Source organism: Snodgrassella sp. B3882 (genome assembly GCF_026535915.1).
Taxonomy (GTDB): domain Bacteria; phylum Pseudomonadota; class Gammaproteobacteria; order Burkholderiales; family Neisseriaceae; genus Snodgrassella.
Genome location: NZ_JAFNPF010000001.1, coordinates 542,382 through 566,103 on the forward strand (window position 1 = coordinate 542,382; position 23,722 = coordinate 566,103).

The 23,722-nt window shown below is 39.0% G+C and carries 17 protein-coding genes, 1 tRNA gene and 1 CRISPR repeat array; of the genes, 13 read left to right on the forward strand and 5 right to left on the reverse strand.

The annotated features are described in order from the left end of the window. The first annotated feature begins 164 nt into the window (after window positions 1–164). Window positions 165–1,220, forward strand: coding sequence for a transaldolase (tal, locus tag J3U68_RS02315; protein ID WP_267374174.1), 1,056 nt, complete (start codon window positions 165–167; stop codon window positions 1,218–1,220). Between the two features lie 296 nt (window positions 1,221–1,516). Here the strand turns inward: tal and J3U68_RS02320 are convergent, their stop codons facing one another. Then, a complete protein-coding gene (locus J3U68_RS02320) occupies window positions 1,517–3,214 on the reverse strand; it encodes a formate--tetrahydrofolate ligase (RefSeq protein ID WP_267374176.1) in 1,698 nt (565 codons plus the stop codon). 602 nt (window positions 3,215–3,816) lie between these two features. On the opposite strand from J3U68_RS02320, the gene J3U68_RS02325 reads away from it, so the two are divergent. From J3U68_RS02325 to cas2, 8 genes are all read left to right on the forward strand, one after another. Continuing rightward, complete coding sequence (locus tag J3U68_RS02325; RefSeq protein WP_267374179.1) at window positions 3,817–4,218, forward strand: hypothetical protein; 402 nt, start codon at window positions 3,817–3,819, stop codon at window positions 4,216–4,218. Between the two features lie 14 nt (window positions 4,219–4,232). Continuing rightward, window positions 4,233–5,495 (forward strand): hypothetical protein, encoded by a 1,263-nt coding sequence (locus J3U68_RS02330; RefSeq protein ID WP_267374182.1) that lies wholly within the window; start codon window positions 4,233–4,235, stop codon window positions 5,493–5,495. After that, window positions 5,461–5,988: a hypothetical protein gene (locus J3U68_RS02335; protein ID WP_267374185.1), complete on the forward strand. Its 528-nt coding sequence runs from the start codon at window positions 5,461–5,463 to the stop codon at window positions 5,986–5,988. Before J3U68_RS02330 ends, J3U68_RS02335 begins: the two co-directional genes overlap by 35 nt. A 55-nt stretch (window positions 5,989–6,043) precedes the next feature. Further along, complete coding sequence (locus J3U68_RS02340; protein ID WP_267374188.1) at window positions 6,044–6,400, forward strand: hypothetical protein; 357 nt, start codon at window positions 6,044–6,046, stop codon at window positions 6,398–6,400. Between the two features lie 64 nt (window positions 6,401–6,464). After that, window positions 6,465–7,508, forward strand: coding sequence for a nucleoid-associated protein (locus J3U68_RS02345; protein WP_267374190.1), 1,044 nt, complete (start codon window positions 6,465–6,467; stop codon window positions 7,506–7,508). 883 nt (window positions 7,509–8,391) lie between these two features. Beyond that, on the forward strand, window positions 8,392–11,655 hold the full coding sequence (cas9, locus tag J3U68_RS02350) for a type II CRISPR RNA-guided endonuclease Cas9 (protein WP_267374191.1): 3,264 nt from the start codon (window positions 8,392–8,394) through the stop codon (window positions 11,653–11,655). After that, window positions 11,642–12,556 carry a type II CRISPR-associated endonuclease Cas1 gene (gene cas1, locus J3U68_RS02355; protein ID WP_267374193.1) on the forward strand — a complete coding sequence of 305 codons (915 nt, stop codon included), beginning with the start codon at window positions 11,642–11,644 and terminating at the stop codon, window positions 12,554–12,556. Before cas9 ends, cas1 begins: the two co-directional genes overlap by 14 nt. Then, window positions 12,549–12,881 carry a CRISPR-associated endonuclease Cas2 gene (cas2, locus tag J3U68_RS02360; RefSeq protein WP_267374195.1) on the forward strand — a complete coding sequence of 111 codons (333 nt, stop codon included), beginning with the start codon at window positions 12,549–12,551 and terminating at the stop codon, window positions 12,879–12,881. The genes cas1 and cas2 overlap by 8 nt, the downstream gene beginning before the upstream one ends. A gap of 1,826 nt (window positions 12,882–14,707) precedes the next feature. Then, window positions 14,708–15,007: direct repeats of the CRISPR family, unit length 36 nt; unit sequence GTTGTAGTTCCCTCTCTCACCCCGGGTAGCTATAAT. Between the two features lie 1,252 nt (window positions 15,008–16,259). On the opposite strand, the gene J3U68_RS02365 is transcribed toward cas2, so the two are convergent. Beyond that, window positions 16,260–16,334 (reverse strand) — tRNA-Arg (locus J3U68_RS02365). A 46-nt stretch (window positions 16,335–16,380) separates the two neighbouring features. Next, window positions 16,381–17,355, reverse strand: coding sequence for a polyprenyl synthetase family protein (locus J3U68_RS02370; RefSeq protein WP_267374197.1), 975 nt, complete (start codon window positions 17,353–17,355; stop codon window positions 16,381–16,383). Window positions 17,356–17,617: 262 nt separating this feature from the next. Between J3U68_RS02370 and J3U68_RS02375 the strand changes: the two genes are divergently transcribed. Beyond that, window positions 17,618–17,770: a hypothetical protein gene (locus J3U68_RS02375; RefSeq protein WP_267374199.1), complete on the forward strand. Its 153-nt coding sequence runs from the start codon at window positions 17,618–17,620 to the stop codon at window positions 17,768–17,770. Between the two features lie 7 nt (window positions 17,771–17,777). Here J3U68_RS02375 and J3U68_RS02380 read toward each other — a convergent pair whose 3' ends face one another. Together J3U68_RS02380 and J3U68_RS02385 are read right to left on the reverse strand one after the other, a co-directional pair. Beyond that, window positions 17,778–18,041, reverse strand: coding sequence for a hypothetical protein (locus tag J3U68_RS02380; protein ID WP_267374201.1), 264 nt, complete (start codon window positions 18,039–18,041; stop codon window positions 17,778–17,780). Window positions 18,042–18,491: 450 nt separating this feature from the next. Beyond that, complete coding sequence (locus J3U68_RS02385) at window positions 18,492–18,905, reverse strand: hypothetical protein (RefSeq protein WP_267374203.1); 414 nt, start codon at window positions 18,903–18,905, stop codon at window positions 18,492–18,494. A 938-nt stretch (window positions 18,906–19,843) separates the two neighbouring features. On the opposite strand from J3U68_RS02385, the gene rplU reads away from it, so the two are divergent. From rplU to obgE, 3 genes are all read left to right on the forward strand, one after another. Next, window positions 19,844–20,152 carry a 50S ribosomal protein L21 gene (gene rplU, locus J3U68_RS02390; protein WP_267374206.1) on the forward strand — a complete coding sequence of 103 codons (309 nt, stop codon included), beginning with the start codon at window positions 19,844–19,846 and terminating at the stop codon, window positions 20,150–20,152. 19 nt (window positions 20,153–20,171) lie between these two features. Then, on the forward strand, window positions 20,172–20,444 hold the full coding sequence (gene rpmA / locus J3U68_RS02395) for a 50S ribosomal protein L27 (protein WP_267374208.1): 273 nt from the start codon (window positions 20,172–20,174) through the stop codon (window positions 20,442–20,444). A 173-nt stretch (window positions 20,445–20,617) separates the two neighbouring features. Then, window positions 20,618–21,751, forward strand: a complete 1,134-nt coding sequence (gene obgE, locus J3U68_RS02400; protein ID WP_267374210.1) for a GTPase ObgE — start codon at window positions 20,618–20,620, stop codon at window positions 21,749–21,751. The last annotated feature ends 1,971 nt before the right edge of the window (window positions 21,752–23,722 follow it).

A 23,722-nucleotide genomic window follows, 5' to 3' on the forward strand; every position in this document is an offset into this window, starting at 1 on the left:
TATACCCTGTAAAAGTTATACCCTGTAAAAGCGTTTTGTTCACTTGAAAAACTTGTCAAATGCAGACAGTTTCGTTAGAGTAAACAACCAACACTCCATTGATCACACAGAATGCTGAATTGACAGGATACCCGTCTGAATCAGCACCCATAAAAGGAAATAAAATGGCTGTCATATCCGCAGTTAACCAACTAGGGCAACAAATCTGGCTCGATAACCTATCCAGATCATTAATACAATCAGGGGAGCTGGCTCGAATGCTGGAAGAGGGCATCAGTGGCGTGACCTCCAATCCGGCTATTTTCCAGAAAGCTTTTGCCGGTGACAGCCTGTATGCAGAAGATGTAGCCCAATTAAAACAACAGCCGCTTTCTCCCAAACAACGCTATGAACAACTTGCCGTTGCAGATGTGCAGGCAGCCTGTGATGTTTGTTTACCCTTATATCAACAGACTAACGGTACCGCAGGCTTAGTGAGTCTGGAAGTGGCACCTGATCTGGCTGATGATACCGCCGCAACCATTACCGAAGCATTACGCTTATGGCAGACCTTAAATCGCCCTAATGCCATGATTAAAGTGCCAGCGACCGATAGCGGCTTAGCCGCACTGACAACACTGGTTGCGCAGGGTGTCAATGTGAACCTAACCTTATTATTTTCCAAAAAACAGGTTCAAAAAGCCTATCAGGCGCACGCTGCTGGTATCAGACAACGATTGGCTCAAAATCTACCGGTTGATCGGATCCAAGTTGTAGCCAGCTTTTTTCTGTCACGTATCGATAACGCACTAGACAAGCTACTGCCTGCTGCATTGCAAGGTAAAACCGCCCTCGCTTTAGCCAAAACCGCTTATGCAGAATGGCAAGAATTTACCCAAAGTCGCGAATTCAAAAACCTGAGCGTGCAACAGGCAGCACCCGTGCGTTTATTGTGGGCTTCAACTGCGACCAAAAATCCACAATACTCCGACGTCCTTTATATTGAAAACGTCATCGGATCACATACCATCAACACCGTGCCAACCCATACCTTGAATGCATTTATGCAACATGGTCAAGTTGCTGCCACCATCAGCGAAAATCTGGCGCAGGCAAAAAGTAACCTAATAGAAATCGAACAACTCGGCATCAATCTCGAATCGTTAGCCGAGCGTTTGCAGCAAGAAGGCATTCAACAATTTATCGATGCATTTGATGCCTTATTGCAACCATTAAATTAACTGCTGCAATACAAACAGGTGCGTCTACAAGCAAACACAGCTTGATTCGCACCTGCTCAAATAAATCTAGTCATAGTGATAAAGCTTTGACACGCACAATAGAGATACAAAATATGCAATACCACTATAATTATAATGCATATTCTCTTTTCTGCCTATATAAGCCTCCAACACGCCAGCATCAACGCACCAGTCATCACATCGAACATCATCTGCTGCACATAACCAGCAAAAACGCCATAACAGCAAATCCTGTTATGGCGTTGAGCATCCTATTTAACTTCTAATCGAGAAAATTAATGCAGCCCATGAATCGTACCGTCAGCATCAATATCAATTTCACGATATGCTGGCAAAGTGCCCAGACCCGGCATCGTCATCACATTGCCGGTATAAACCCGAATAAAACCAGCACCAGCAGAGACCTGAATCCGTGATACCTCAACATCAAAATTAGTTGGTACATTTTTTAAATTAGGATCAGCACTAATCGACATGGGTGTTTTCACCATACATAGCGGTAAATGATCCAGATGCAATTGCTTAATTTCTTCAATATTGTGCAGGGCCAGTTCCGATAAATTAGCCTGACGGGCTCCGTATTTTTTGGCCATCGTCTGAATCTTATCCGCTAATGACATCTGGTCATCATAGGGCAGTACCACTTCATGTTGCTCTGCGCATGCTTTAACAACATGTTGCGCCAGTAATTGCGTTCCCGCTCCACCTTGAGTGAATGCATCACTGACTTCACAGGCGAAAGCGCCATGCTGCAACGCGTATTGCTGTACAAAATCCAGCTCCTCTTGATGATCATAAGGGAAACGATTAATCGCCACAATCACCGGCAAGCCATAACTTTTCGCATTCTGAATATGCCAGCCCAGATTAGCACTACCTTCTGCCAGCAATTCAACATTACATTCTGTTACTTCCTGTGGTAAAGCCTGCCCAGGCTTAATATTGAAACGTCCACTGTTGGACTTCAAACTGCGTACCGTTGCCACCAGAACCACACAAGATGGCGCAACGCCAGTTTGACGATACTTAATATTAAAAAATTTCTCCATGCCCATATCCGAGCCGAATCCAGCCTCTGTCACCACATAATCAGCCAGCTGTAAGCCAACCTTATCAGCTAAAACAGACGAATTACCATGAGCAATATTGGCAAAAGGACCGGCATGAATTAGCACCGGCGTTTGTTCTGCCGTCTGCATCAGATTAGGATTGATTGCCTCTTTTAACAGCACCGTCATCGCGCCAGCTACTTCTAATTTTTCAGCCGTAATCGGCTCACCAGCCATATCATAAGCCAGAATAATTCGACCAATGCGTGCACGCATATCTTCTAGACTAGTGGCCAAAGCCAAAATGGCCATCAATTCAGAAGCGGCAGAAATCTCAAAACCGTCTTCGCGTTCCACCCCATTGACCCCGCCACCTACACCAACATTAATCCGGCGCAGAGCACGGTCATTATGGTCAATCACCCGTTTCCAGACAATGCGGTTTTTATCAATATTTAGCCGTGGCAAATTAGTCTGTTGCGTAAATTTTTCCCCCAAGTGTTCCTCATGATACAGGCGCGCATCTAGTGCAGCCGAAGCCAGATCATGTGCTGCCGTAATCGCGTGAATATCGCCGGTTAAATGCAAATTTAACTTTTCCATCGGTAAAACCTGTGCCTGACCACCTCCCGCAGCACCCCCTTTTACCCCAAATACCGGCCCTAAACTGGGCTGACGAATACAAGCAATTGCCTTCTGACCGATATGATTTAATCCTTGACTTAAACCAATCGTAGTCACCGTTTTGCCTTCACCTAAAGGAGTGGGCGTAATGGCGGATACTAGCACCAACTTACCTTGCTGGCTATGAGGCTGAATCACGCGCAAATCAACCTTTGCCACGTCCTTCCCATAAGGAATTAAAAACTCTTCAGGAATACCGCAACGTTCAGCAATACTGGTAATGGGCAACAAGGTAGGCATAACAATCCTTATAACGAAAAAATAAACAACATTATAAATGACGAATAATGACTTGAATTAACACAAACAGAGTGTGAATAAACTTAGACCGCAGTATAACCAATAATTTTAGAGTTTGATTAACATAAATCATCTTAATCAAATATTAGCGAACATTCCCAAGCCTAAAAACCAAAACAATCATGTTTAGCTACAGCATTTATAATAAAACCTTCTAGGCTGCATAAAATGTAAAAGTATGTAATAATTATTACCAGGATAATTCTTCCGGAACTTCAAGTGGAAGTGGGAAAATATCTGGAAGTTCAAAAAAAGGCAGTAGTTCTTCTAACGGTAGTTCTTCCAACGGTAGCTCTTCTGAGAGTGATTCTTCAAACAGTGATTCTTCTAATTCCCCGGGTTCAAGAGGTTACCCACATACATCTGAGGGAAAAGCTACAGTATATAATTACCTTATCCGTGAAAATGGGGTAACACATGGAAATATTCAGGATATAGTAAAAGAACGTGTTGAGTTGGTTATGAAAAGTTTTATTATGCTAAAAAGATTGTCTTCTCATAATCGAAACTAACAAATATATTAAAATGATAATATGAAAATTATGATGAAATGGTTATTGGTACTTTTGGCTGTGGGAGTTGTTGCAGTCATCATATATCTGGTTATATATTTCCGGAGTCAGACAGATGTTAAAGATGTTCATTTACAGGGGTATGTTCATGATAAAAACAGTAATACAGCATTACAAGATGTAACAATAAAGATCACTAATTGGAGATACACTTCAAATAGTGGTAAAAAAAATTATGATGAATATTTAGGCAAAGACACAATTACTCTAACAACTGATAACAATGGTTTTTTTTCAACAGAATTTCCATTAAGTGCACAGATTGATATGGAAGTTGGGAAATCCGGGTATAGAGAAGAGGTAAGAATAATCCAAAAAATAAGTAAAGATGTTTCTTTGGATATTGTATTGGAAAAAAATGATAAAAATTAAAATTTAATTTTAAAATGTCTACAACTACAGCAACAGAAACAAAACCTTTACCACCGGAAGAAAATAAATTGCCGGATAAATCACTATCTGACTCATATACGGTAAATCCTAACCAAATAGTATATGATATACCCCATCAATCAAACTATTCGGTTGATGTAGTTGATGCTTATTTTGCCCGTAAAGCGAAAAGTCCTGAAAAAGGTTATAATGGATATATCAGGATAAATAAGGCTGGATTAGGAGATAAAGTTTACTTAATTATAAAATGTTATGGTAAACCCAGAAAGGGAAAATTGAGTATATCAATTTGGGAAAAATCTGATGTTTTGACTTACAATGGTAAAGCTGTTCCCTTTTTAGTAAATGGAAATGAAGAAACAGAAATAGAATTTTCTATTGATGGTTCTATAACTTATGTACAGGAAATAGAGCTAAGTCCCAAAAGTGATACAGATTTTGAAGAGTTACAGACAAAATATTCTAAAATTAAAACTAAAGCAACTTATTTAACAATTAGGGCAAAAGTAAAAGAAACATCTGCTTTAGCAGTTACTTTTAGATATTCTCTCTCAGGTAGATATGATGCCATTGATAAAGCACTATATGATGATTATTTAACAGGTGATAAAGAAAAATTTGAAGTTAAATTTAATATAATAGTAGCTCCTTGGATGGAAATTGTTCATAAAGAAGAAGGTGTGAATGAGAGAGATATGTCATATGGATATAACAGAGTAAAAGAATACTATTCAGATGGGGCTGGTCAAAAATTGGATCCTATTAAAACAGCTTGGTGCTCCAGTTTTGCTAATTGGGCTCTTGTAGAGACGAATAAGGTGAAAAATACAAATTATTCTTTTATTCCTAAAAATTCAAATATTAATAATCCGGCATTAGCAATTAATTTTGTTAACCGTCAAAGATATCCAGGATCTACTATAATACCTTCTAGTGAAAAGCCTCCTTATGGAGCTATTCTCATCATAAAAAAACAAAATTCTCATGAAGGACACGCTACTTTTGTTGTTAATTATACCGTTGAATCTGATGGGTTTACTATTATAGGCCTAGGTGGGAATCAGGATAATAAAGTTCAAAAAAATAGTTATAAGTTTAAAAAAGTTGGTAAAAAATATGTCCATACTACAAAAGCAGGGACTCGTTTAGATCATTTAGGTTACGTTGTACCTAAAGAATATATATTTAATAAAGGCATACAAGATTATTATGAGTATGAAAATGCAACAGCTACTGAAGGTGATTCTATTAGGTAGTATTATCTTATCATGTACTTCAAATACAGTTTTAGAAAATGATAAACAAAAAAGACCTCAACAATCTATTAAGAATCCGTTTCAGCTTATTGATTCAACTGTATTAGTTCATCAATTAAAACGAGATATTAAAGATTTATTAGTTACAAAAAAAACTAAATATATTGATAAAGAGATATTTGGGGATTGTATACATTTTTATCTCAATAAAAGTGAAGATAAAATAATAAATCAAACAGATATTATAAAGGGGTTTAATAAAATATTTGATAAAGATTTTGAGGATTTAATAGAGAACTTAAAAATAGATGACAATTTATATCTGTATTTAGAACAATCCGAATTAAAGCCTTTGGGAGATAATGAAAAGTATAAAAACGTTATTTCTATTGCTGTCCCAATAAATAGTAGTGAGTTGGATTCGAGTAGATTGTATTGGTTTTTTTATGATCAAGGTACATGGGTATTTGCTGGTATGACTTGTGTTGGGTAAAATTATTATTTATGGATTACCCCCTACTAAATTTTAAAATAATAAAAAAAATCAAATGATTTCTCCATTAGTTTCCACTCATAATAGTTCTCAGAGGACTCAGCAATTTTATTCTTTTTTGCAAGAAGAATATACACAGGTAAATGGAAAAGAGGAACGTGAGGATAGATCTTCCATTATGCTTTATTCTCTGGAACCAGTTCAAGAGTTTAATAAAGTTCATTGGGAAACCTTCAGAAACCAATATTGGAGTACTTGTATGTCTGATAGTGAGAAAGTATTGCGAAAACAATTAAGTCTTATTATTAGTGATTTACAACTTATTTTAACACCAGAAGGGAAAATACATGATTTAGTTAATCTTTCTGAAATTCAGAAAAATGAAGATCAAAAATCAGCTAACTTGAATTGATCTTATACAAAAGAATTAGGCAAAATAGACAAATTTGAGCCCACACCAAAGAACATCGAAGATTATGCAAAAAATTGAATTAGGTACACTTGATCGATTAATTATTCATCATATTGGCAACAAAAGCAATGAAGATGGCGTTCATCTAGGTAATGAGCTGTGTAACCACGATAACATCAGCGAAATACTCACTAAACTGATGGTCACAAATTTTAAATTCGATCAGCTGTATCAGTTTCATTATTTTCCGAGTCTCGAACTCAATCCCATTTATACCCTCCTCACTACCATGTTTGACCATCAAGACCTGGAAAGCTTTGTCACCCAGTCGCAAAACATTGCCCAATATTTATATGAAAAAAGTAACCATCCACAAATAAAAACTGGAGAACTTGGCGTGTTTTCTCTCAAACATTGCCATATTGGAGAAGAGGCCGTAGATGGTATCGGTTTTTTTAAATCTGAAAACAAACAAAAAATACTTAAAGTTGAAGATACCCAGTCCGGTTATAAACTGGCCGATATCGAAGGACTAAGTATTCAAAAGCTGGATAAAGGTTGTCTTATTTTTAACCTAAACCGAGAACAAGGCTACCTTGTAGCCATTGTTGATAATACCAATAAAAATAATGAAGCTAAATATTGGACAGATGAGTTTTTAAGTATCAAACCCATCAATAATGACTATCATCAAACCACCCAAATTATGGAAACTACCAAGCAATTCATTGCCCAAACTTTGGATGCAAAGGATGAAGCCACTAAATCTGAGAAGGTCGCATTACTCAACCGGTCAGTTGATTATTTTAGAAACCATCAACAATTTAATGCGAACGATTTCGAGCAGCAAGTCTTTGCCGAAGAGGATTTAATTCAACAATATCAGGATTTCAGCCAAAATTATATGCAGGAAAATCAACTTGAGCCGTTAAATCAATTTGATATCTCAGCAAAAGCAGTGAAAAAACAGCAGAAATACTTTAAAAGCATCATTAAACTGGACAAAAATTTCCATATTTATATCCATGGCGGAAAAGATATGATTGAGAAAGGTCTGGATGAAAAAGGGCGAAAATATTATAAGATTTATTATCAGCAAGAAAAATAAAATTCCATTACAAGAATTCTTGAGTAATATAATATTTTTTATGGAAGTGGATTATTTATTTTCATCAAAATGATGTATTCATCTTGGTCAAAATATTTTGGCTATTTTCGTTATTAACTGTATGGCAAGGTACTTAATATAAATCTAATCTTAAAAAGTTTCCTCTTTGACAAAATAATGTTTGACTAAATGAATTGAGCGAATTACAATTTGTTTCATTGATTAACACCACTAAGGAGGTATTTAAAAAATGCTTAAAAAAATTAATTTAATTATAGAATTAATTTTTGTTCAAAGCAGATTTAAAAATGTTATTCAACTATTGTTTGGAGTAAGTTTAATGAAAAAGATTCATTTTTGTATATTGTTGTTTGTTTTGGCAGGGTTTATAATCCCATTTAGCATAAATATAAACGCTATCGATATTCAGCTAGTGAAAACACTTGTAGTATTTATTCAATGATAAAAGTTTGAATAATCTTACTTCAAAGAGCTTTTAATGAATTTAGCAACAAATATATTTTTAAATTATCTATATGTTGTCACATTGAGGTCAATTTTCAAGATATATTTATTCAAAAAAACAATTAAAATTCTTTGAAAATAGATACGATTAGATGAGTCAAAATGATAGTTAATAGAAGAGTAAATAGAACAAACCCCTGTTCAGGGGTTTGTTGGGTACGTTATTTAAACTTATTGTAGTAACGGCTCTCACCCCGGCTAGCTACAAATTGCAAAAATTATAGCATAACTTATATTATTCTTGCACTATTTACAAAAGATTTACATCTGTTTATTCTGTCATGCAAATGCAATCCCTTAGCAAAAGTGATGTTTTACATCATTCGTTGTTAACCTTATATACAGAGGAATTATAAAAATGACAAAAATGATTTTTGGTTTGGATATCGGTATTGCTTCCGTAGGCTGGGCGGTGATTCAAAAAGGGGAAGATAAGCAAAAAAATGAACTGGAGCAGGGTAAAATTATTGATTTAGGTGTGCGCTGTTTTGATAAGGCGGAGCATCCCAAAACGGGAGAACCGTTAAATTTGGCCAGAAGATTACATCGTAATGCGCGCAGAAGATTGTCTCATCGGGCACAAAGACTGCAACAACTCAGATTTTTTTTGCAGCAACAAGGTTTAATTGACAACTGTGAAGCGCATGCATTAGCCACGCCGGCACATAGCCCAGATCCCTGGGCATTGCGCGTTAAAGGTTTAGATCAAAAACTGACTAATCCCGAGTTGGCCAGAGTGATCTATCATCTGGTCAAACATCGAGGTTATTATGTGGCGCGTAAAATTGAAGAAGATGCAACTGATAAAAGCGAACAAGGGCGCATGAATCTGGCGTTGAAAGAAACGGCGAAATTTATTGAGGAGCAACATTATCGCTCAGTGGCGGAAATGATCACCATAGAAAACGCTAAAAAGCAAGAGCAAGAAAATATGATCGTGGCCAAAAGAAACAAAGCTGGCAATTATAAAAATACATTTTACCGTAAAAAACTGAAAGAAGAACTGACGGCAATCTTACAAAAACAGCAGAGTTTGGGCAATAGTCTGATCACTGATGCCTTTATCCACAAGGTTGTTGAAGAGCTCTTCTGGTTTCAGCGTCCGGCCATCAGTGGTGAAGCAATATTAAAAATGCTAGGGTTTTGTACCCATGAGCCAAGTGAATATCGGGCGGCAAAGCATAGCTATACCGCTGAACGATTTGTGTGGTTATCCAGCTTGAATAATTTACGTATTAATAAATTGGGTGGCAGCAGAAGTTTAACTGAGGAAGAAAGAACGGCATTAATCAATTTACCTTATGAACAAGAAAAAATCACCTATAAAACCATTCGAAAAATCCTTAAAAAACTCAATAAATTTTCGGCTGAAGACCAATTTGTCGGCTTAAGCGGTAGAACCGAAGAAGAGTTAGCTAAAGCGGAAAACAAAACCTTTTTTCATAGCAAAGGCTATCATGAGCTGCGCAAAGCCTTCAGCGAAACCCGTTGGCAACAGATCGGCACCAATACAGCCTTGCTCGATCAGCTCGCTACCATCCTCACTTTATATAAAACAGATGCAGACATTGAACAACATCTGCGCCAGCATGAATTGGATGAACAGGAAATACACAATTTGCTTAAAGTGAGCTTTAGTGCCTTTAATCATCTGTCACTCAAAGCCTTAACCAAACTTCTGCCTTATTTAGAAAAAGGGGACAACTACTACGAAGCCTGTCAGCAATGTCATTACCATCATCAAAAAAATCTGCCCAAACAGAAATATTTGCCATCGCTGTATCAATATGAATTTGATCAGCTGAGCAAAAAAGTTAAGCGAATACCGCAAATTAAAAATCCAGTGGTTATGAGAGCGCTCAATCAGGCGCGCAAAGTGCTGAATGCCATTATCCGCCAGTATGGTTCACCCCATGAAATCCACATTGAACTAGCGCGAGATATGTCTAAAACCGCCGAAGAGCGCAATAAAATTGAGAGGCAGCAGTATCTTAACCGTGAACTCAAACAAGAGCTTAGTGTAGAAATTGAACAGAAAATCAAGCGCGAAGTTAAAGGTGTAGATATATTAAAATATCGGCTATACAAAGAACAGGATGGTAAATGTGCTTATAGTCTCAATCCAATTGATATTGATAGACTATTTGAAGATGGCTATGTAGAAATTGACCATATTTTGCCATATTCCCGTTCTTTTGATGACAGCTTAAGTAATAAAGTATTGGTGCTACCAAATGTAAACCAAAATAAAAAGAATCAAACACCCTATGAATATTTGGATGGTGCTTCTGAAAGTAAAAAATGGCAGCTGTTTGCAGCAATGGTGCAGAGTAATCCTAAAATCTCCCGAGCTAAAAAAGAACGCTTGCTTAGAAAAAATTTTGGTGAGAACGCTGCATCTGAATTTGCACAACGCAATCTGAATGATACCCGCTATATTGCCCGCTTTTTTGCCCAGTTTATCCGTGATTATTTACAATTTTCAGTTGATGGCGAAAATAAGCAAGAGTCCAGGCAGAATGTGGTCACCCTCTCTGGTGGAATTACTGGCTTTTTACGCGCAAGATGGGGATTAATGAAAGACAGAGAGAAAAGTGATTTACATCATGCACTGGATGCATGTGTGATCGCAACGATCACGCATGCTCTGATTCATCGCGTGTCTAATTATACTAAGGTAAACCAGTATTATACACAAAGGAATAGACGAGATTTCCCACAGCCTTGGCCGGAATTTAGAGATGAAGTGTTGGCGCGACTGGATAGTGAGCCTAGCAAAAACATCTGTCATCTATTCGGCAAGACAACCGAACCGACGCAGCCTAGACCCGTATTTGTGTCGCGTATGCCAAAGCGGCGTAACGGTGGTGCTTTGCATCAGGAGACCATCCGTTCGGCCAAATTTATGCATAACGAGCAAAGTGCGGTGCGTAAGCCACTGACCAGCCTGAAGCTGACAGATTTGGAAAAAATAGTTGGCTATTATTTGCCTGATGGGGAAACGCCAGATCCGCGCAATCAGCCCTTAATCGAAGGTTTAAGAGCCCGATTACAAGCACATCAGGGTAATGCCAAAAAAGCATTTGCCGAGCCATTTTATAAACCAACCAAAGAGGGAAAAATATCTCCATTAGTTCGAACAGTCAAGGTATTAGATGTTCAAAAAGGTGGAGTATTGGTCAGAGGCGGTATTGCTGATCAAGACAGCATGTATCGGGTTGATGTATTTGAAAAAAATGGCAAGTATTATCTGGTGCCGATTTATCAGATTGATCGCCAGCCTCATCGCCCTCTGCCTAACACAGCTGCTGTAGCCAATAAAAGCAGAAAAGATTGGTTGATTATGGATGAAACTTATCAATTTAAATTTTCTTTAAGTGCGAATGATGTGGTCTATTTAAAGAGAAAAAATGATGAATATTTTGGTTATTTTGCTGGCTTAAATATTGCTTCGGCCACGATAACCATTCGCAGTCATGACCGAAATATTCAGGCAGGTAAGAATGGTGATTGGGAAGGATTAGGCGTCATCAGAAACATCGAGAAATTTGAAAAATGGCATGTCGATATGCTCGGTCATTGTTATCCTGCTAAAGCGGAGACACGTCGTGGCGTGGCGTAGTATTATGATCTCACAGCCAGCTAAACTTAGCTGTGAGCATCATACTCTAGCCATTAAGCAGCAACAGACGGTGCACATTCCTTTTGAAGATATTGCTGTGATTATTCTCGATCACCGCGAAATTGTTTTGACGCACCCAGTTCTCACTACTTGTGCTCAGCTGGGTATTGCTCTATTTAGTACGGGGCAGGATCATCTCCCCAATGGCGTTTTCCTGTCTTTTCTACAACATAGCCGCCAAAGCAAGTCTATCCATTTGCAACAAAACCTAAAAAAGCATCTGGTTAAGCAAGCTTGGACAAGCATTATTCAGGCCAAAATCTCCAATCAGGCACAATGTCTGCTTTTGACCGCCAATCCATCCCAGCAAACAGCAAATTTACTCATTGCTCTGGTTAAAAAAGTTCGCTCGGGGGATGTTGACAATGTAGAGGCACAGGCAGCGGCGCGTTATTTTTCCGCACTCTTTGGTCTTCAGTTTAAGCGCCAACAGCAAAATGTGATTAATAGCGCCTTAAATTACGGCTATGCCATATTGCGCGGCGCCATTGCCAGAAGTCTTATCGCGCATGGTTTATTGCCAGTTTTTGGCTTATTTCATCACAACCAGCAAAATGCATTCAATCTGGCCGATGACCTGATCGAACCCTATCGTCCGCTGGTGGATTTATGGGTGGCAACCCAGTTAGCGCCCTTAAGCTTAACCCAACTGACCACCCAGCATAAAGCCGGATTGGCTCGACTATTGCACACAGATATGCTGTTGCCAGAGGGAAACATGACTGTATTGGCCGCCATTGATCAAACAGTCATCAGCTTAATTCACTATCTGGAAACAGCCGGAGCAACCGCATTGGCACTGCCACGCCTGATAAAACTCAATCAACACCACCATGAGTAAGGAGACCCGCCGCTATATGCGAATGTTGCTATTTTTTGATTTACCTATGGTCACGACCGCCGAAAAAAAAGCCTACACACGCTTTCGGCGCTTTTTACTTAACGACGGTTATGATATGTTGCAATATTCCGTATACGGGCGCATCGTTTATGGTCGCGACGCTGAGCAAAAACATTTGCAACGATTAAGTAACAATTTGCCTTCTCAAGGTTCAGTGCGCTTGTTAACCGTGACGGAAAAACAGTATGCCAGCATGCAACTATTACTGGGTAAGCCAGCGCTACAGGAACAAAAGGTCAATGCGCAGCAGTTCTTACTTTTTTAAAAAAAATCTAAGTTTATTTTTATTTTATTGGCATAAATACATTGCTTGGTGAGCTTTGAATCAGTCAATTCGTTGATCTGGGCATATAATGCAACGCATTGGTAGCGTTGCCAAAAAATTTAACGAAATATTCACATTTAACTTGAGCTAACACCACATATGACTTCAGATATTTATACAATATATATCATATTTTGTTCAGCTTTGATCGCCTAGGCGGCAAGCATAAAGAAGTCATCAATCACATCGGCGGAGCCTAGAGAAAAATTGCTCAAGTTTTCACCGAATAAACTTTCTGTGCAATCAACAACCAACAATACTCAATCCGATTATGATTGAGAAACAATAACGTTGCTATTTGCCAAAAATTTCTCCTACCAGTTTATTTCCGCCTGAAACAAATAACCATCTGCTTAAAAATTTTATATAAACAATAGGCAACTGCATAAACCACCCAAATTGCAAACTAGAGATGCATCAAACAGTCATGTGGTTGCATAACCTGTGCTAAGTATCTTCATTTAGGCTAAAAACCTATTCAATTTTCGTTTTTTCCCGACGAAACAAAAACCATTTTTCCCAGGAATATTCAAAACATATATGTCAAAAAAACATAAATTTAGCAGTGGTTGATACTTTGGTATAAACAATGAATAATCATCGTTTAAAATATATTCAGGTAAAGATTATGATCATTAAGTTTGTCAAGAAAATGATTTCTAAGTCACACTCAATTAACTATCCAATTTCAGTATAACTAGGTTATAATCATCTAGACTTTATAATATTTATTTTGTCAAGTTGTAGTTCCCTCTCTCACCCCGGGTAGCTATAAAATAGACCTCGCTGTAAGCCTTGTGCTACGGGGCTTACAGCGCAATTTATGCGCAAAAAAATGGATTTTTTCAGAGAAAATTGGGCTATTTTTTTCAAAAATACCTCAAAATGGCAGTAGCGTGTCAGTAGGGTGAATATGGCAAAATACTGTTCAATTATAACAGTTTATGCGGATATTTACTGTTTTTATATTCTGCTGCTTAAGTGGGGTAGATAAGATCGGTTTTGCTTGATCGAGCTTTTTTGGGATCAAGCGGTTTGCTCTGTGTGGCTATTTTGCCTATTTCGCCCGATAAAAACTGAAAAGACACATAAAAAAACTGCGCTAAATCCATTTGTGCTTATGTGCAATCAGCTGGTTGATTAATTATGACTAGTTAGGGTTAGACGCGAGAAATCAAAGATCATTCGGTTCAAACATCATTTGTCTAAATCGTTGTCATTTCCACTCTCACCCCGGGTAGCTATAATTTAATTCAAATCGGGAGCATGCTAGCCGGAGTTGTAGTTCCCTCTCTCACCCCGGGTAGCTATAATAGACCCCGCTGTAAGCCTTGTGGTACGGGGCTTACAGCGTAATTTACGCGCAAAAAAATGGATTTTTTCAGTGAAAATTGGGCTATTTTTTCATTTTTTTCAAAAAATGCCTCGAAATGGCAGTAGCGTGTTAGTAGGGTGAATATGGCAAAATACTGTTCAATTATAACAGTTTATGCGGATATTTACTGTTTTTATATTCTGCTGCTTAAGTGGGGTAGATAAGATCGGTTTTGCTTGATTGGGCTTTTTTGTGATCAGGCGGTTTGCTGTGTGTGGCTATTTTGCCTATTTCGCCCGATAAAACTGAAAAGTCACAAAAAAAACTGCGCTAAATCCATTTGTGCTTAGCTGCAATCAGCTGGTTGATAAACAGTTTTGTAATGATGACTAGCTGGGATTTTGCGCGAGAAATCAAAGATCATTCGGCTCAAACAGCATTTATCTAAATCGTTGTCATTTCCACTCTCACCCCGGGTAGCTATAATAATGGCACAACCGAGCGTTGCTACGATGGCGTTGTAGTTCCCTCTCTCACCCCGGGTAGCTATAATCAGCTTTCTGATTAGGGTTGACCCCACTGAGTTGTAGTTCCCTCTCTCACCCCGGGTAGCTATAATAATCTTACTTAGCGCCAACGAGGCACCTAGGTTGTAGTTCCCTCTCTCACCCCGGGTAGCTATAATCCGACACGGCAAAACCTAGTATTTGTTGAAGTTGTAGTTCCCTCTCTCACCCCGGGTAGCTATAATAGACCTCGCTGTAAGCCTTGTGGTACGGGGCTTACAGCGCAATTCACTTGCAAAAAAATGGATTTTTTGCGGAAAAATTTGGCTATTTTTTTCATTTTTTTCAAAAAATGCCTCAAAATGGCAGTAGCGTGTCAGTAGTAAAGGAAATGGAAAAATATATTGATATTATAACAGTTTAAAAGATAATTTTGACTAAAATTCAATTCTATTATTCCAAATTGATTATTTGAATCTGGCTAAGTACATTAGGTTGTTTGAGCCTATAACCATTCGCTAATGGGTTAAAAAATACCCGCAAAGAATGTCTTTTACATACTGCAAAACATTTAAGCTCAATAATGTGTATTGCCTCAGTAGCAATTATTATGTTGCAAACCATGTGGGTATGATGAATCTTTTGATTCTGGTTTAGCGGGATTAACCACAATAAAGCTGATTACTTAATTTGCTGAGGGCAGATTTTGCATAAACTATAATATTCTATGCAAGGGGTATTAACTGAAAGACTGATTTTGTCCTTAAATTTGGTCATATGCCACAACGGGCGAAAATTGGTTGATTAAGCACAGATATTTCCTGCTTCGAGATTAATTTTTAAGAAGATAGGTTGTAAACCTGTATCGCGGTCACGATTGCAACAGTTTAACTGCATCTTAATCTTATAGATTGAATCCATCGCTTTGATATTTTCCGGATTGACGCATCAGTTCTGCCCAAAAGCAATGAACTCTCATCATGCATTAGCCATTAGCACCGCCCACAGATTTAAAATTTTCCTTATTTGCTCAGTCATTTTTTAAGAGTTACCTGAACAATTAGGCGCCAGACTACAGGTGCAGGCATGCACAGATGGTTACTTTCTGAGTCTATGATCAATAAGTCAGGTAGTCGTTAGGGTGATTGTGCAGTTTTTTCACGGGTTATCGACTGATAATAATGATGGTTGAGCCATGATCATGATCTGAATGGCATGGGCACGCTTTTAAATCTTGATTGGCACTCTTGATTAATCGTTGCAGTATTCGCTGGTTGTTGAACAGTGGTGTGATTTGGGTGGAAACGGAAGTTAATTAACCATAGATATTAAAAAGTTAATCAATTGAGTCATATTGATAGCGTGGTATGGCTGATTTTTGCTGCTGTCATGTGATCGCTTTATTGTCATACAAGCAAATTAGTCTGAGGTTTTTTGCCCAAATTTGAGTGCTAAAACGTGATGGCAATGATGAAGATATTGATTTGTTAGATATTTTGGTCTCGCCGACAGGAATCGAACCTGTATCACACGCTTAGGAGGCATGTGTTCTATCCGTTGAACTACGGCGAGCGCGAAGACGGTTATTATAAAGGTTATTTGGCTTAAGCTGACTATTTTATGAAATTCTGCTTAAGGAAGCCATGGCTAAATCGCGCATGGCCTGGGTGCATTCGTTATCTGGTAAACCCTGCAGGCTGTTCACCGCAGCATTCACCGCTTTTTTTGCCTGTGCAGTACAATAGGCCAGAGCATCGGATTGGAGCACATGCTGATGAATTTTGTCAAAATAACTGCGATCGGCCTGTTCTAGCGCATGACGCACATCTGCCTTGGCGGAGTCGCTGCCTTGATTGAGTAGATAAATCAAAGGCAGGGTGGGTTTGCCTTCAGCCAAGTCGTCGCCCACGTTTTTACCAATGGAAGCAACATCGCCGGCATAATCCAGTACATCATCAATAATTTGAAAAGCGGTGCCGACATGGGTGCCGTAGTTTTTTAAGGCCAATTCTTGTTGTTCAGTGGCTTGCGCCATGATTGCGCCGACTTGTGCTGCGGCCTGAAACAGCTTAGCGGTTTTATATTCGATAACATGCAGATACTCTGCTTCGGTTACTTCGATGTTGCCGATATTCATCAGCTGCAATACTTCACCTTCAGCAATGATGTTGGTGGCTTCTGCCATAACTTCAAGAATGCGCAGCTTACCTGTGGCCACCATTAGCTGAAAGGCTCGGGTATAGAGAAAGTCGCCTACCAGCACGGCAGCGGCATTGCCAAACATATTATTGGCGGTTTTCCGCCCGCGCCGCAGATCACTTTCGTCGACTACATCATCATGCAGTAGCGTAGAGGTGTGGATAAATTCGACCATGGCGGCGAGAGAAAAGAGGGGATCATCCTCATAGCCCAGTGCTTTGCCAGCCAGTATGGTGAGGATCGGACGCAAACGTTTACCACCGGCGCTGATGATATATTGTCCAATCTGGGAAATCAGCACAACGTCTGAGTCAACGGCCTGATTAATCACGCGGTTAACGCGTTGCAGGTCGTCAGGCAAATGTTTCTGAAAATAGGGCAGATGTTCAAGCATGTGTTTTAGTTTTGACTTGGCAATGATGTGTCGGGTGAGATGATTTAAAGGTTTAATTGCTTGGGTAGGGATTATACTTGAATTCGTGAAGACTGCGAAAAGTTATCTAGCTGATGGGGTAAGTCAACCGGCAAGCATCACTGCTGCTTGATTGCTGCGGTCGAGATTGTAGTGGATTGAAATCTAAGCGAATTAATCCATCTATGCTCAGTGGCGGGATGATTACTGTGCAGGCAGGGTGTAAAGGATGGAGTTATAGCTGATGTACAGTGTTGTAGTCGTGCAAATAGTGTTGCTGGGTCATGACATGTTTCGCAGCATGCTTTATCTCTATCTAAGCAATGCCAACGGTAAAGCTGGAATAATCCAGGTATCACAGCGGCACTATATCACTGAGAGTAATGCCTGTTCGTAGGTGAAAGTTAAGATTTTGCAGGTTGACGATAAATGTTTTGATGCTGTTCAAGGAATGTCGGGTAGAGCAGATTTGGCTGCGAACGGGTGATGCCATGGCTGATGTGCTGATTGAAGAATGGGAGATGCTTGGATTCCATCGGGCTATATTGTTGGTGAAATTTTATTCGATTCAGCGATGTTGAAAGATGTAAGCATGATGCAGATAAAAACATGATCATGGAGCCAGATTTTGCCTTGATAGCGGAAGCTATCAGTGTGGATTTTTCCACGGCGCGAACCGTTATCCAAACCCAATTGTTTTTTAGCGGTTTTGTGCTTTTTCATTTTAGCGCGGAAGTAACTTTCCAATAACGAAAAATGTCCGGCGAAAAAAAGTAGTGGAGTTTCACCTTTCTTAAGCCCGGTGTTAGCTGAATTTGACTATAGATACTGTTTGGGTTCAGCCACATTGACATCAAGAGTATGCTTGATTTCCGGCATTACAATCGGTTGGAATAAGCTAAGCCTATGAATGATGGATAGGCTTGCGGGTGGATAAATGGCTGAGTCAACGGTCAGTAATGGTGGTTATGGCAACAGGCTTGTTTTTTTGATGTTGCTGGCTGCTTCAGTTTAAAGTTATCCAGATTTAGGGTTGACATTAATGAGTGGGTTTAACTTTTAATCCAATATATTAGGTAATTATTTTTCATGATATAGGTAAAAGATCATTGAGTTAATTATTGATTAAAATAGGTGGTAACAATATTGGTTAAATTTGGCTTTTGCCATTTTGCCGTGATCACAAAATTAGGTACTATAAATGGATACCTTTTGTTTCCAGCCATAGTAAATTCAAGTTTGCTGGTAATCCAGCCTTTTTTGAACTTTAAATTTGAAATTGACGTCATGGGGATTCGAATAACATTATTCGTTAAATCTGCAGTGAGAGTTAAGCCAATTAAAATAATTTCATCGGAATTAAAATAAATAAGATAATGTTTAATATCATCAACGGCTGCGCCCTGAAAAAGTGCAAATTTCCAAAGTTTTGGGTGGATAGAACCATAAATTACTGATGAGCTATTAAAATCGGGTAATTCAAGTTTTTCAAATAAGACTTTTATTTTTTCTAGCTTTAATCCATCATTCATGTTAATACTCCCTTGCGCTAAAAATTTACGCTTTGTCTTAATTAAGACATTGTTTTATTGATAATTTAAGATTGCGAGAACGAGAAGTTGAGCGGATTGATTATAAAACTATCAAAAACGAATTGAAATTGACATGTAGAAATGCAGTATAACTATCATATAGGAAAAATTCAGACTGACTTTGTTGAATTGATGAAAAATGATCAGATAAGTGGTTGTAACAAATCCTTTCATAAAAGAAGAGGATTTGTATATAAGAATTAAATAATCGGAGAAATTTTAATAAGCGATGATGTGGCTTAGCGACGCTCGAATTACCCGCCTAGGCGGGTTTATTTTTGAGGTATTGAGTAGCAAAAAAATTGAGGAACGGAGGTTTTGATCTACTAAGTTCCACTTCAAAATTATTTAATGAACAACATCATTAATTTTAAACCATAAGATAACATTTTTTAGGATCAATAATTATAATTATTAAAGTTTTATAAATATTATATTTCTAATTAAAACAAAGGTTCATTATTATTTCAATCATGTTTTTTTATGACTGTCTTTACTGAAGGGAACAATCTAAAGTAAAAAAGTATTGCTCAGGTTTTTTCAGTCACTATACTTTTTACATAATTTTAGCGGGACAGCTAAAACAATAAATAGAAAATAGTCAATAAATCATAAATATACTTGACAGGATTGTCGCAGATGTTCTTCTGTTTTCAACAGGCCAATTTAGCCAACCTCTAATTTAAATTCGCTAAAGTTAAGCACTCAACCTTCATTTTTCACAAAAGTTTATTTTTCCCCAAGTTACACTGAGCTTGGCGCAGATAAAACGTACTTGTTTTGACAGGAACAATTGCTGTTGGGTATAATGCCGAATTCCGCTTTTGAGAGCGGGATATGGTTTTATTTTTTTAACAGAATTCCTATTGGAGTTGAGTATGTACGCGGTCGTAAAAACCGGCGGTAAACAGTATAAAGTTGCCGTTGGCGAAAAATTGAAAGTAGAACAGATACCAGCAGAACTCGACAGCCAAATCGAACTGAATGAAGTTTTGATGATTGCTGACGGTGAAGCGGTTAAAGTGGGTACCCCATTTATTGAAGGTGCTAAGGTAACTGCTAAAGTGATTGCGCATGGCCGTCATGATAAAGTACGCATTTTCAAAATGCGTCGTCGTAAACACTATCAGAAACGTCAAGGTCACCGTCAGAATTTTACCCAGATTGAAATCGTGGCGATTGCCTAATTGAGTGAAGGAATAAACAATGGCACACAAAAAAGCAGGCGGTAGTTCCCGCAACGGTCGTGATTCTGAAGCTAAACGCTTGGGCGTGAAAGCCTTCGGTAATGAGTTGATTCCGGCTGGTTCAATTATTGTTCGTCAACGCGGTACCCGTTTTCACGCTGGTGAAAATGTAGGTATGGGTAAAGACCACACTTTATTTGCTAAAGTAGATGGTTATGTTGAATTTGCCACTAAAGGTGCGTTGAATCGTAAAACGGTTAGCGTGCGTCCTTATACCGGCGCAGACGAATAAGTTTTTACTGATCAGAAGCCCTGCCAGCCGGCAGGGCTTTTTTGTTAAGCATGTTGCTGCTGTAGAATATTCAACGCTGGGTTGCTGTGCATCCGCTATAATGAAGGCTGGATAGGGTGGCACAGGCAAGCAAATAAACTGCCCGCGTACACTAATTGCAGACTGAGAATGATATGAAGTTTATTGATGAAGCGAAGATTGAAGTGGTAGCCGGCCGTGGTGGTAATGGTGCAGCCAGCTTCCGGCGTGAAAAGTTTGTGCCTAAAGGCGGCCCTGATGGTGGTGACGGCGGTAAAGGTGGCAGTGTTTGGGCAGTAGCGGATGAAAACATCAACACCTTGGTGGAATACCGCTTTGTGAAACGTTATCAGGCTAAAAATGGTGAAAAAGGACATGGCTCCGATCGCTATGGTCGCGGCGCCGACGATATTGAGCTAAAAATGCCAGTTGGTACCCTGATCCGCGATGTTGATACCGATCAGGTGCTGGCTGATTTAACTCATCATGGACAGCGCATTTGTCTGGCGCGAGGTGGTAAAGGTGGGCTGGGGAATATTCACTTTAAGTCTTCAATCAATCGGGCGCCGAAACAAGCCACGCCGGGAGAAGAGGGCGAGGCACGATCATTGCAGCTGGAATTAAAAGTGCTGGCAGATGTGGGATTGCTGGGGATGCCGAATGCGGGTAAATCCACGCTGATCAGTGCCGTATCAGCAGCGCGCCCTAAGGTTGCCGACTATCCGTTTACCACTTTGCATCCGAATCTTGGCGTGGTACGCAGTGATGATAACCACAGCTTTGTGATGGCGGATATTCCCGGGCTGATCGAAGGCGCGGCGGATGGTGCTGGATTGGGTCATCGTTTTCTGAAACATTTATCGCGTACCGGACTATTATTACATGTGGTGGACATTGCCCCATTTGATGAAGGGGTAAACCCAGCGCAAGAAGCCTTGGCCTTAATTGAAGAATTACGCCGTTATGATGATGCTTTATTTGATAAACCTCGCTGGCTGGTGTTAAATAAAGTTGATATGCTGGCTGCCGATGAGCGTGAGCAGAAAATAGCTCAGTTTCTCGCTGATATTGGTTGGACTTATCCGGCGCCCAATGATGAATTTACATTTGATCTGGATACCCCACGTGTCTTTACCATTAGTGCTTTGGCTCATCAGGGAACACAAGAACTGATGCAGACCATCCAAATGTATCTGGATGCACGCCACAAGCTTATGGCAGAGCAGCAAACCGATAGCATAGCAGAAGTGAGTGAAACCATTTCGCACAGTTTGATTCAGCCAGAATAAACAGGTGAATAAAATTAAAACCAGCTTAAATAAGCTGGTTTTTTTTGATTGAACGCGGGGTAATTAAAAAAATATTCAATTGATTAACTGTGTATTGCTGCTAGGTTAAAACTTGAGTGATTGCAGCTGTATTTTAGCTGGGCACACCGTGGCTGCAAATTAGCACAACATAAATTAAGTTTAAGCCAAAGCAAACCAGTTTTAATCCCCTTATTGCTCAAATTGAACAGTGAACACCATAACCAGCCAGTCACACCAATCAAGTAGGCATTAAGTAATCAGGGCAGGCAAACAGCGAGCAGCCAATGCAACCAGAGCAAATCTTATTCACCCAGTGTTGCAGGCACATACTCAGTGAATGTTATATACCAAATAGCACCGAACAGTTGATATACCAAAACCGTGATTTAAAAACGCTGTTTACGCTTAGAATTCACTGGTCCAACACGCTAAATGGCTTAAATATATGTTAATAACATAAAAACCAGAGCGCACCAATAAGCACATTGGTTTCATTAACAGCGATACAGTATCAATTGGTAACAAGATGATTAATGAAATGCAGGCAAAAGCAAGTGAAAACCTCAATCTATGCTGGGTAAAAATGATGATGGTTACAATTTTAAGCTGAGCAAAATGACCAATATGCTCGGTGGGCTGAGGAAACATCGCTACAGTAACGCCATCTATATGGTCAAGCAGGGCAGGAATGATTGGATTAAGCAGAATAGTGATAGTTTTTGGGTTAAATCATCGAATCGATCATATATTTATAAATATTCATGCTAACAGCAATATAGTGGGCAAGATATCTAGGGGGAAGACGTGAGTCAGCTGTGATGTAGGGTGGTTGCTATTATGTTTTAATGGTTTAGGCGATAAACAATGCAACCAATCTAGCTGATCCAAAAATAGCAGGTGGAATAAGAATAAATCGGAATTCAGCGATTTTAGAGTAGAGGATTCATAAGAGTGATGTTTAGCAAGCCTATAGCAGCTTTTCAATTATGGTTAACTCAAGCTGGTTTTATATTTATTTGAAAAAAATGATTAATCTTAAGTTTGAAAATACGGGCAGACATTTTTTAAGCGCTATTGAACCTTTTGATAATTGCTCACAATGCTTGCTAAAGCCTATGCAGCATGATCAATCTATGCCATTGCCCAAAGTTCAAGGTTTAAATGATTCAGACATGAATTCGGTTCACTAGATCATAATCAACCAAACACGTATTGAAACCAGAACACAATATCAACCATGATTTTACATGCTATTCAGATTCAGACTATTGCGGTATTGGACAAGCTGCCAGTGCACAGGTGTTTGATAATTGTTTAAAAATAATTCACATTATGATAATGTAATTTTATCCTTTAGAAGCGGCATATTATTGTTCTCTCTCACCCCGGGTAGCTATAATTACCAGATTGTAGACCATACCCATAGCCTTGTTGTAGTTCCCTCTCTCACCCCGGGTAGCTATAATATCCCTGTAAAACCACTACTTCGCTACCCTGTTGTAGTTCCCTCTCTCACCCCGGGTAGCTATAATAGACCTCGCTGTAAGCCTTGTGGTACGGGGATTACAGCGAAATTTACGCGAAAAAAAATGGAATTTTTCAGAGAAAATTGGGCTATTTTTGTCATTTTTTCAAAAAATGCCTCAAAATGGCAGTAGCGTGTCAGTAGGGTGAATATGGCAAAATGCTGTTCAATTATAACAGTTTATGCGGATATTTTCTGTTTTTATGTTCTGCTGCTTAAGTGGGGTAGATAAGATCGGTTTTGCTTGATCGGGCTTTTTTGTGATCAGGCAATTTGCTCTGTGTGGCCATTTTGCCTCTTTCGCCGGATAAAAATGAAAAGACACAGCAAAAAAATGACGCTCAATCCATTTGCGCTTATTTACAATCAGCTGGTTAATAAGCTGCTTTTGCAATAATAACTAGCTGGGATTTTGCCCGAGAAAT

Excerpts from the sequence above, each read along its gene's own strand:
- rplU (WP_267374206.1), top strand. The coding sequence starts at position 19,844 with ATGTACGCGGTCGTAAAAACCGGCGGTAAACAGTATAAAGTTGCCGTT.
- rpmA (WP_267374208.1), top strand. The coding sequence starts at position 20,172 with ATGGCACACAAAAAAGCAGGCGGTAGTTCCCGCAACGGTCGTGATTCT.
- J3U68_RS02340 (WP_267374188.1), top strand. The coding sequence starts at position 6,044 with ATGATTTCTCCATTAGTTTCCACTCATAATAGTTCTCAGAGGACTCAG.
- cas2 (WP_267374195.1), top strand. The coding sequence starts at position 12,549 with ATGAGTAAGGAGACCCGCCGCTATATGCGAATGTTGCTATTTTTTGAT.
- J3U68_RS02320 (WP_267374176.1), bottom strand. The coding sequence starts at position 3,214 with ATGCCTACCTTGTTGCCCATTACCAGTATTGCTGAACGTTGCGGTATT.
- J3U68_RS02330 (WP_267374182.1), top strand. The coding sequence starts at position 4,233 with ATGTCTACAACTACAGCAACAGAAACAAAACCTTTACCACCGGAAGAA.
- cas9 (WP_267374191.1), top strand. The coding sequence starts at position 8,392 with ATGACAAAAATGATTTTTGGTTTGGATATCGGTATTGCTTCCGTAGGC.
- J3U68_RS02345 (WP_267374190.1), top strand. The coding sequence starts at position 6,465 with ATGCAAAAAATTGAATTAGGTACACTTGATCGATTAATTATTCATCAT.
- J3U68_RS02325 (WP_267374179.1), top strand. The coding sequence starts at position 3,817 with ATGATGAAATGGTTATTGGTACTTTTGGCTGTGGGAGTTGTTGCAGTC.
- tal (WP_267374174.1), top strand. The coding sequence starts at position 165 with ATGGCTGTCATATCCGCAGTTAACCAACTAGGGCAACAAATCTGGCTC.
- obgE (WP_267374210.1), top strand. The coding sequence starts at position 20,618 with ATGAAGTTTATTGATGAAGCGAAGATTGAAGTGGTAGCCGGCCGTGGT.
- J3U68_RS02385 (WP_267374203.1), bottom strand. The coding sequence starts at position 18,905 with ATGAATGATGGATTAAAGCTAGAAAAAATAAAAGTCTTATTTGAAAAA.
- J3U68_RS02370 (WP_267374197.1), bottom strand. The coding sequence starts at position 17,355 with ATGCTTGAACATCTGCCCTATTTTCAGAAACATTTGCCTGACGACCTG.
- J3U68_RS02375 (WP_267374199.1), top strand. The coding sequence starts at position 17,618 with ATGTACAGTGTTGTAGTCGTGCAAATAGTGTTGCTGGGTCATGACATG.
- J3U68_RS02335 (WP_267374185.1), top strand. The coding sequence starts at position 5,461 with ATGCAACAGCTACTGAAGGTGATTCTATTAGGTAGTATTATCTTATCA.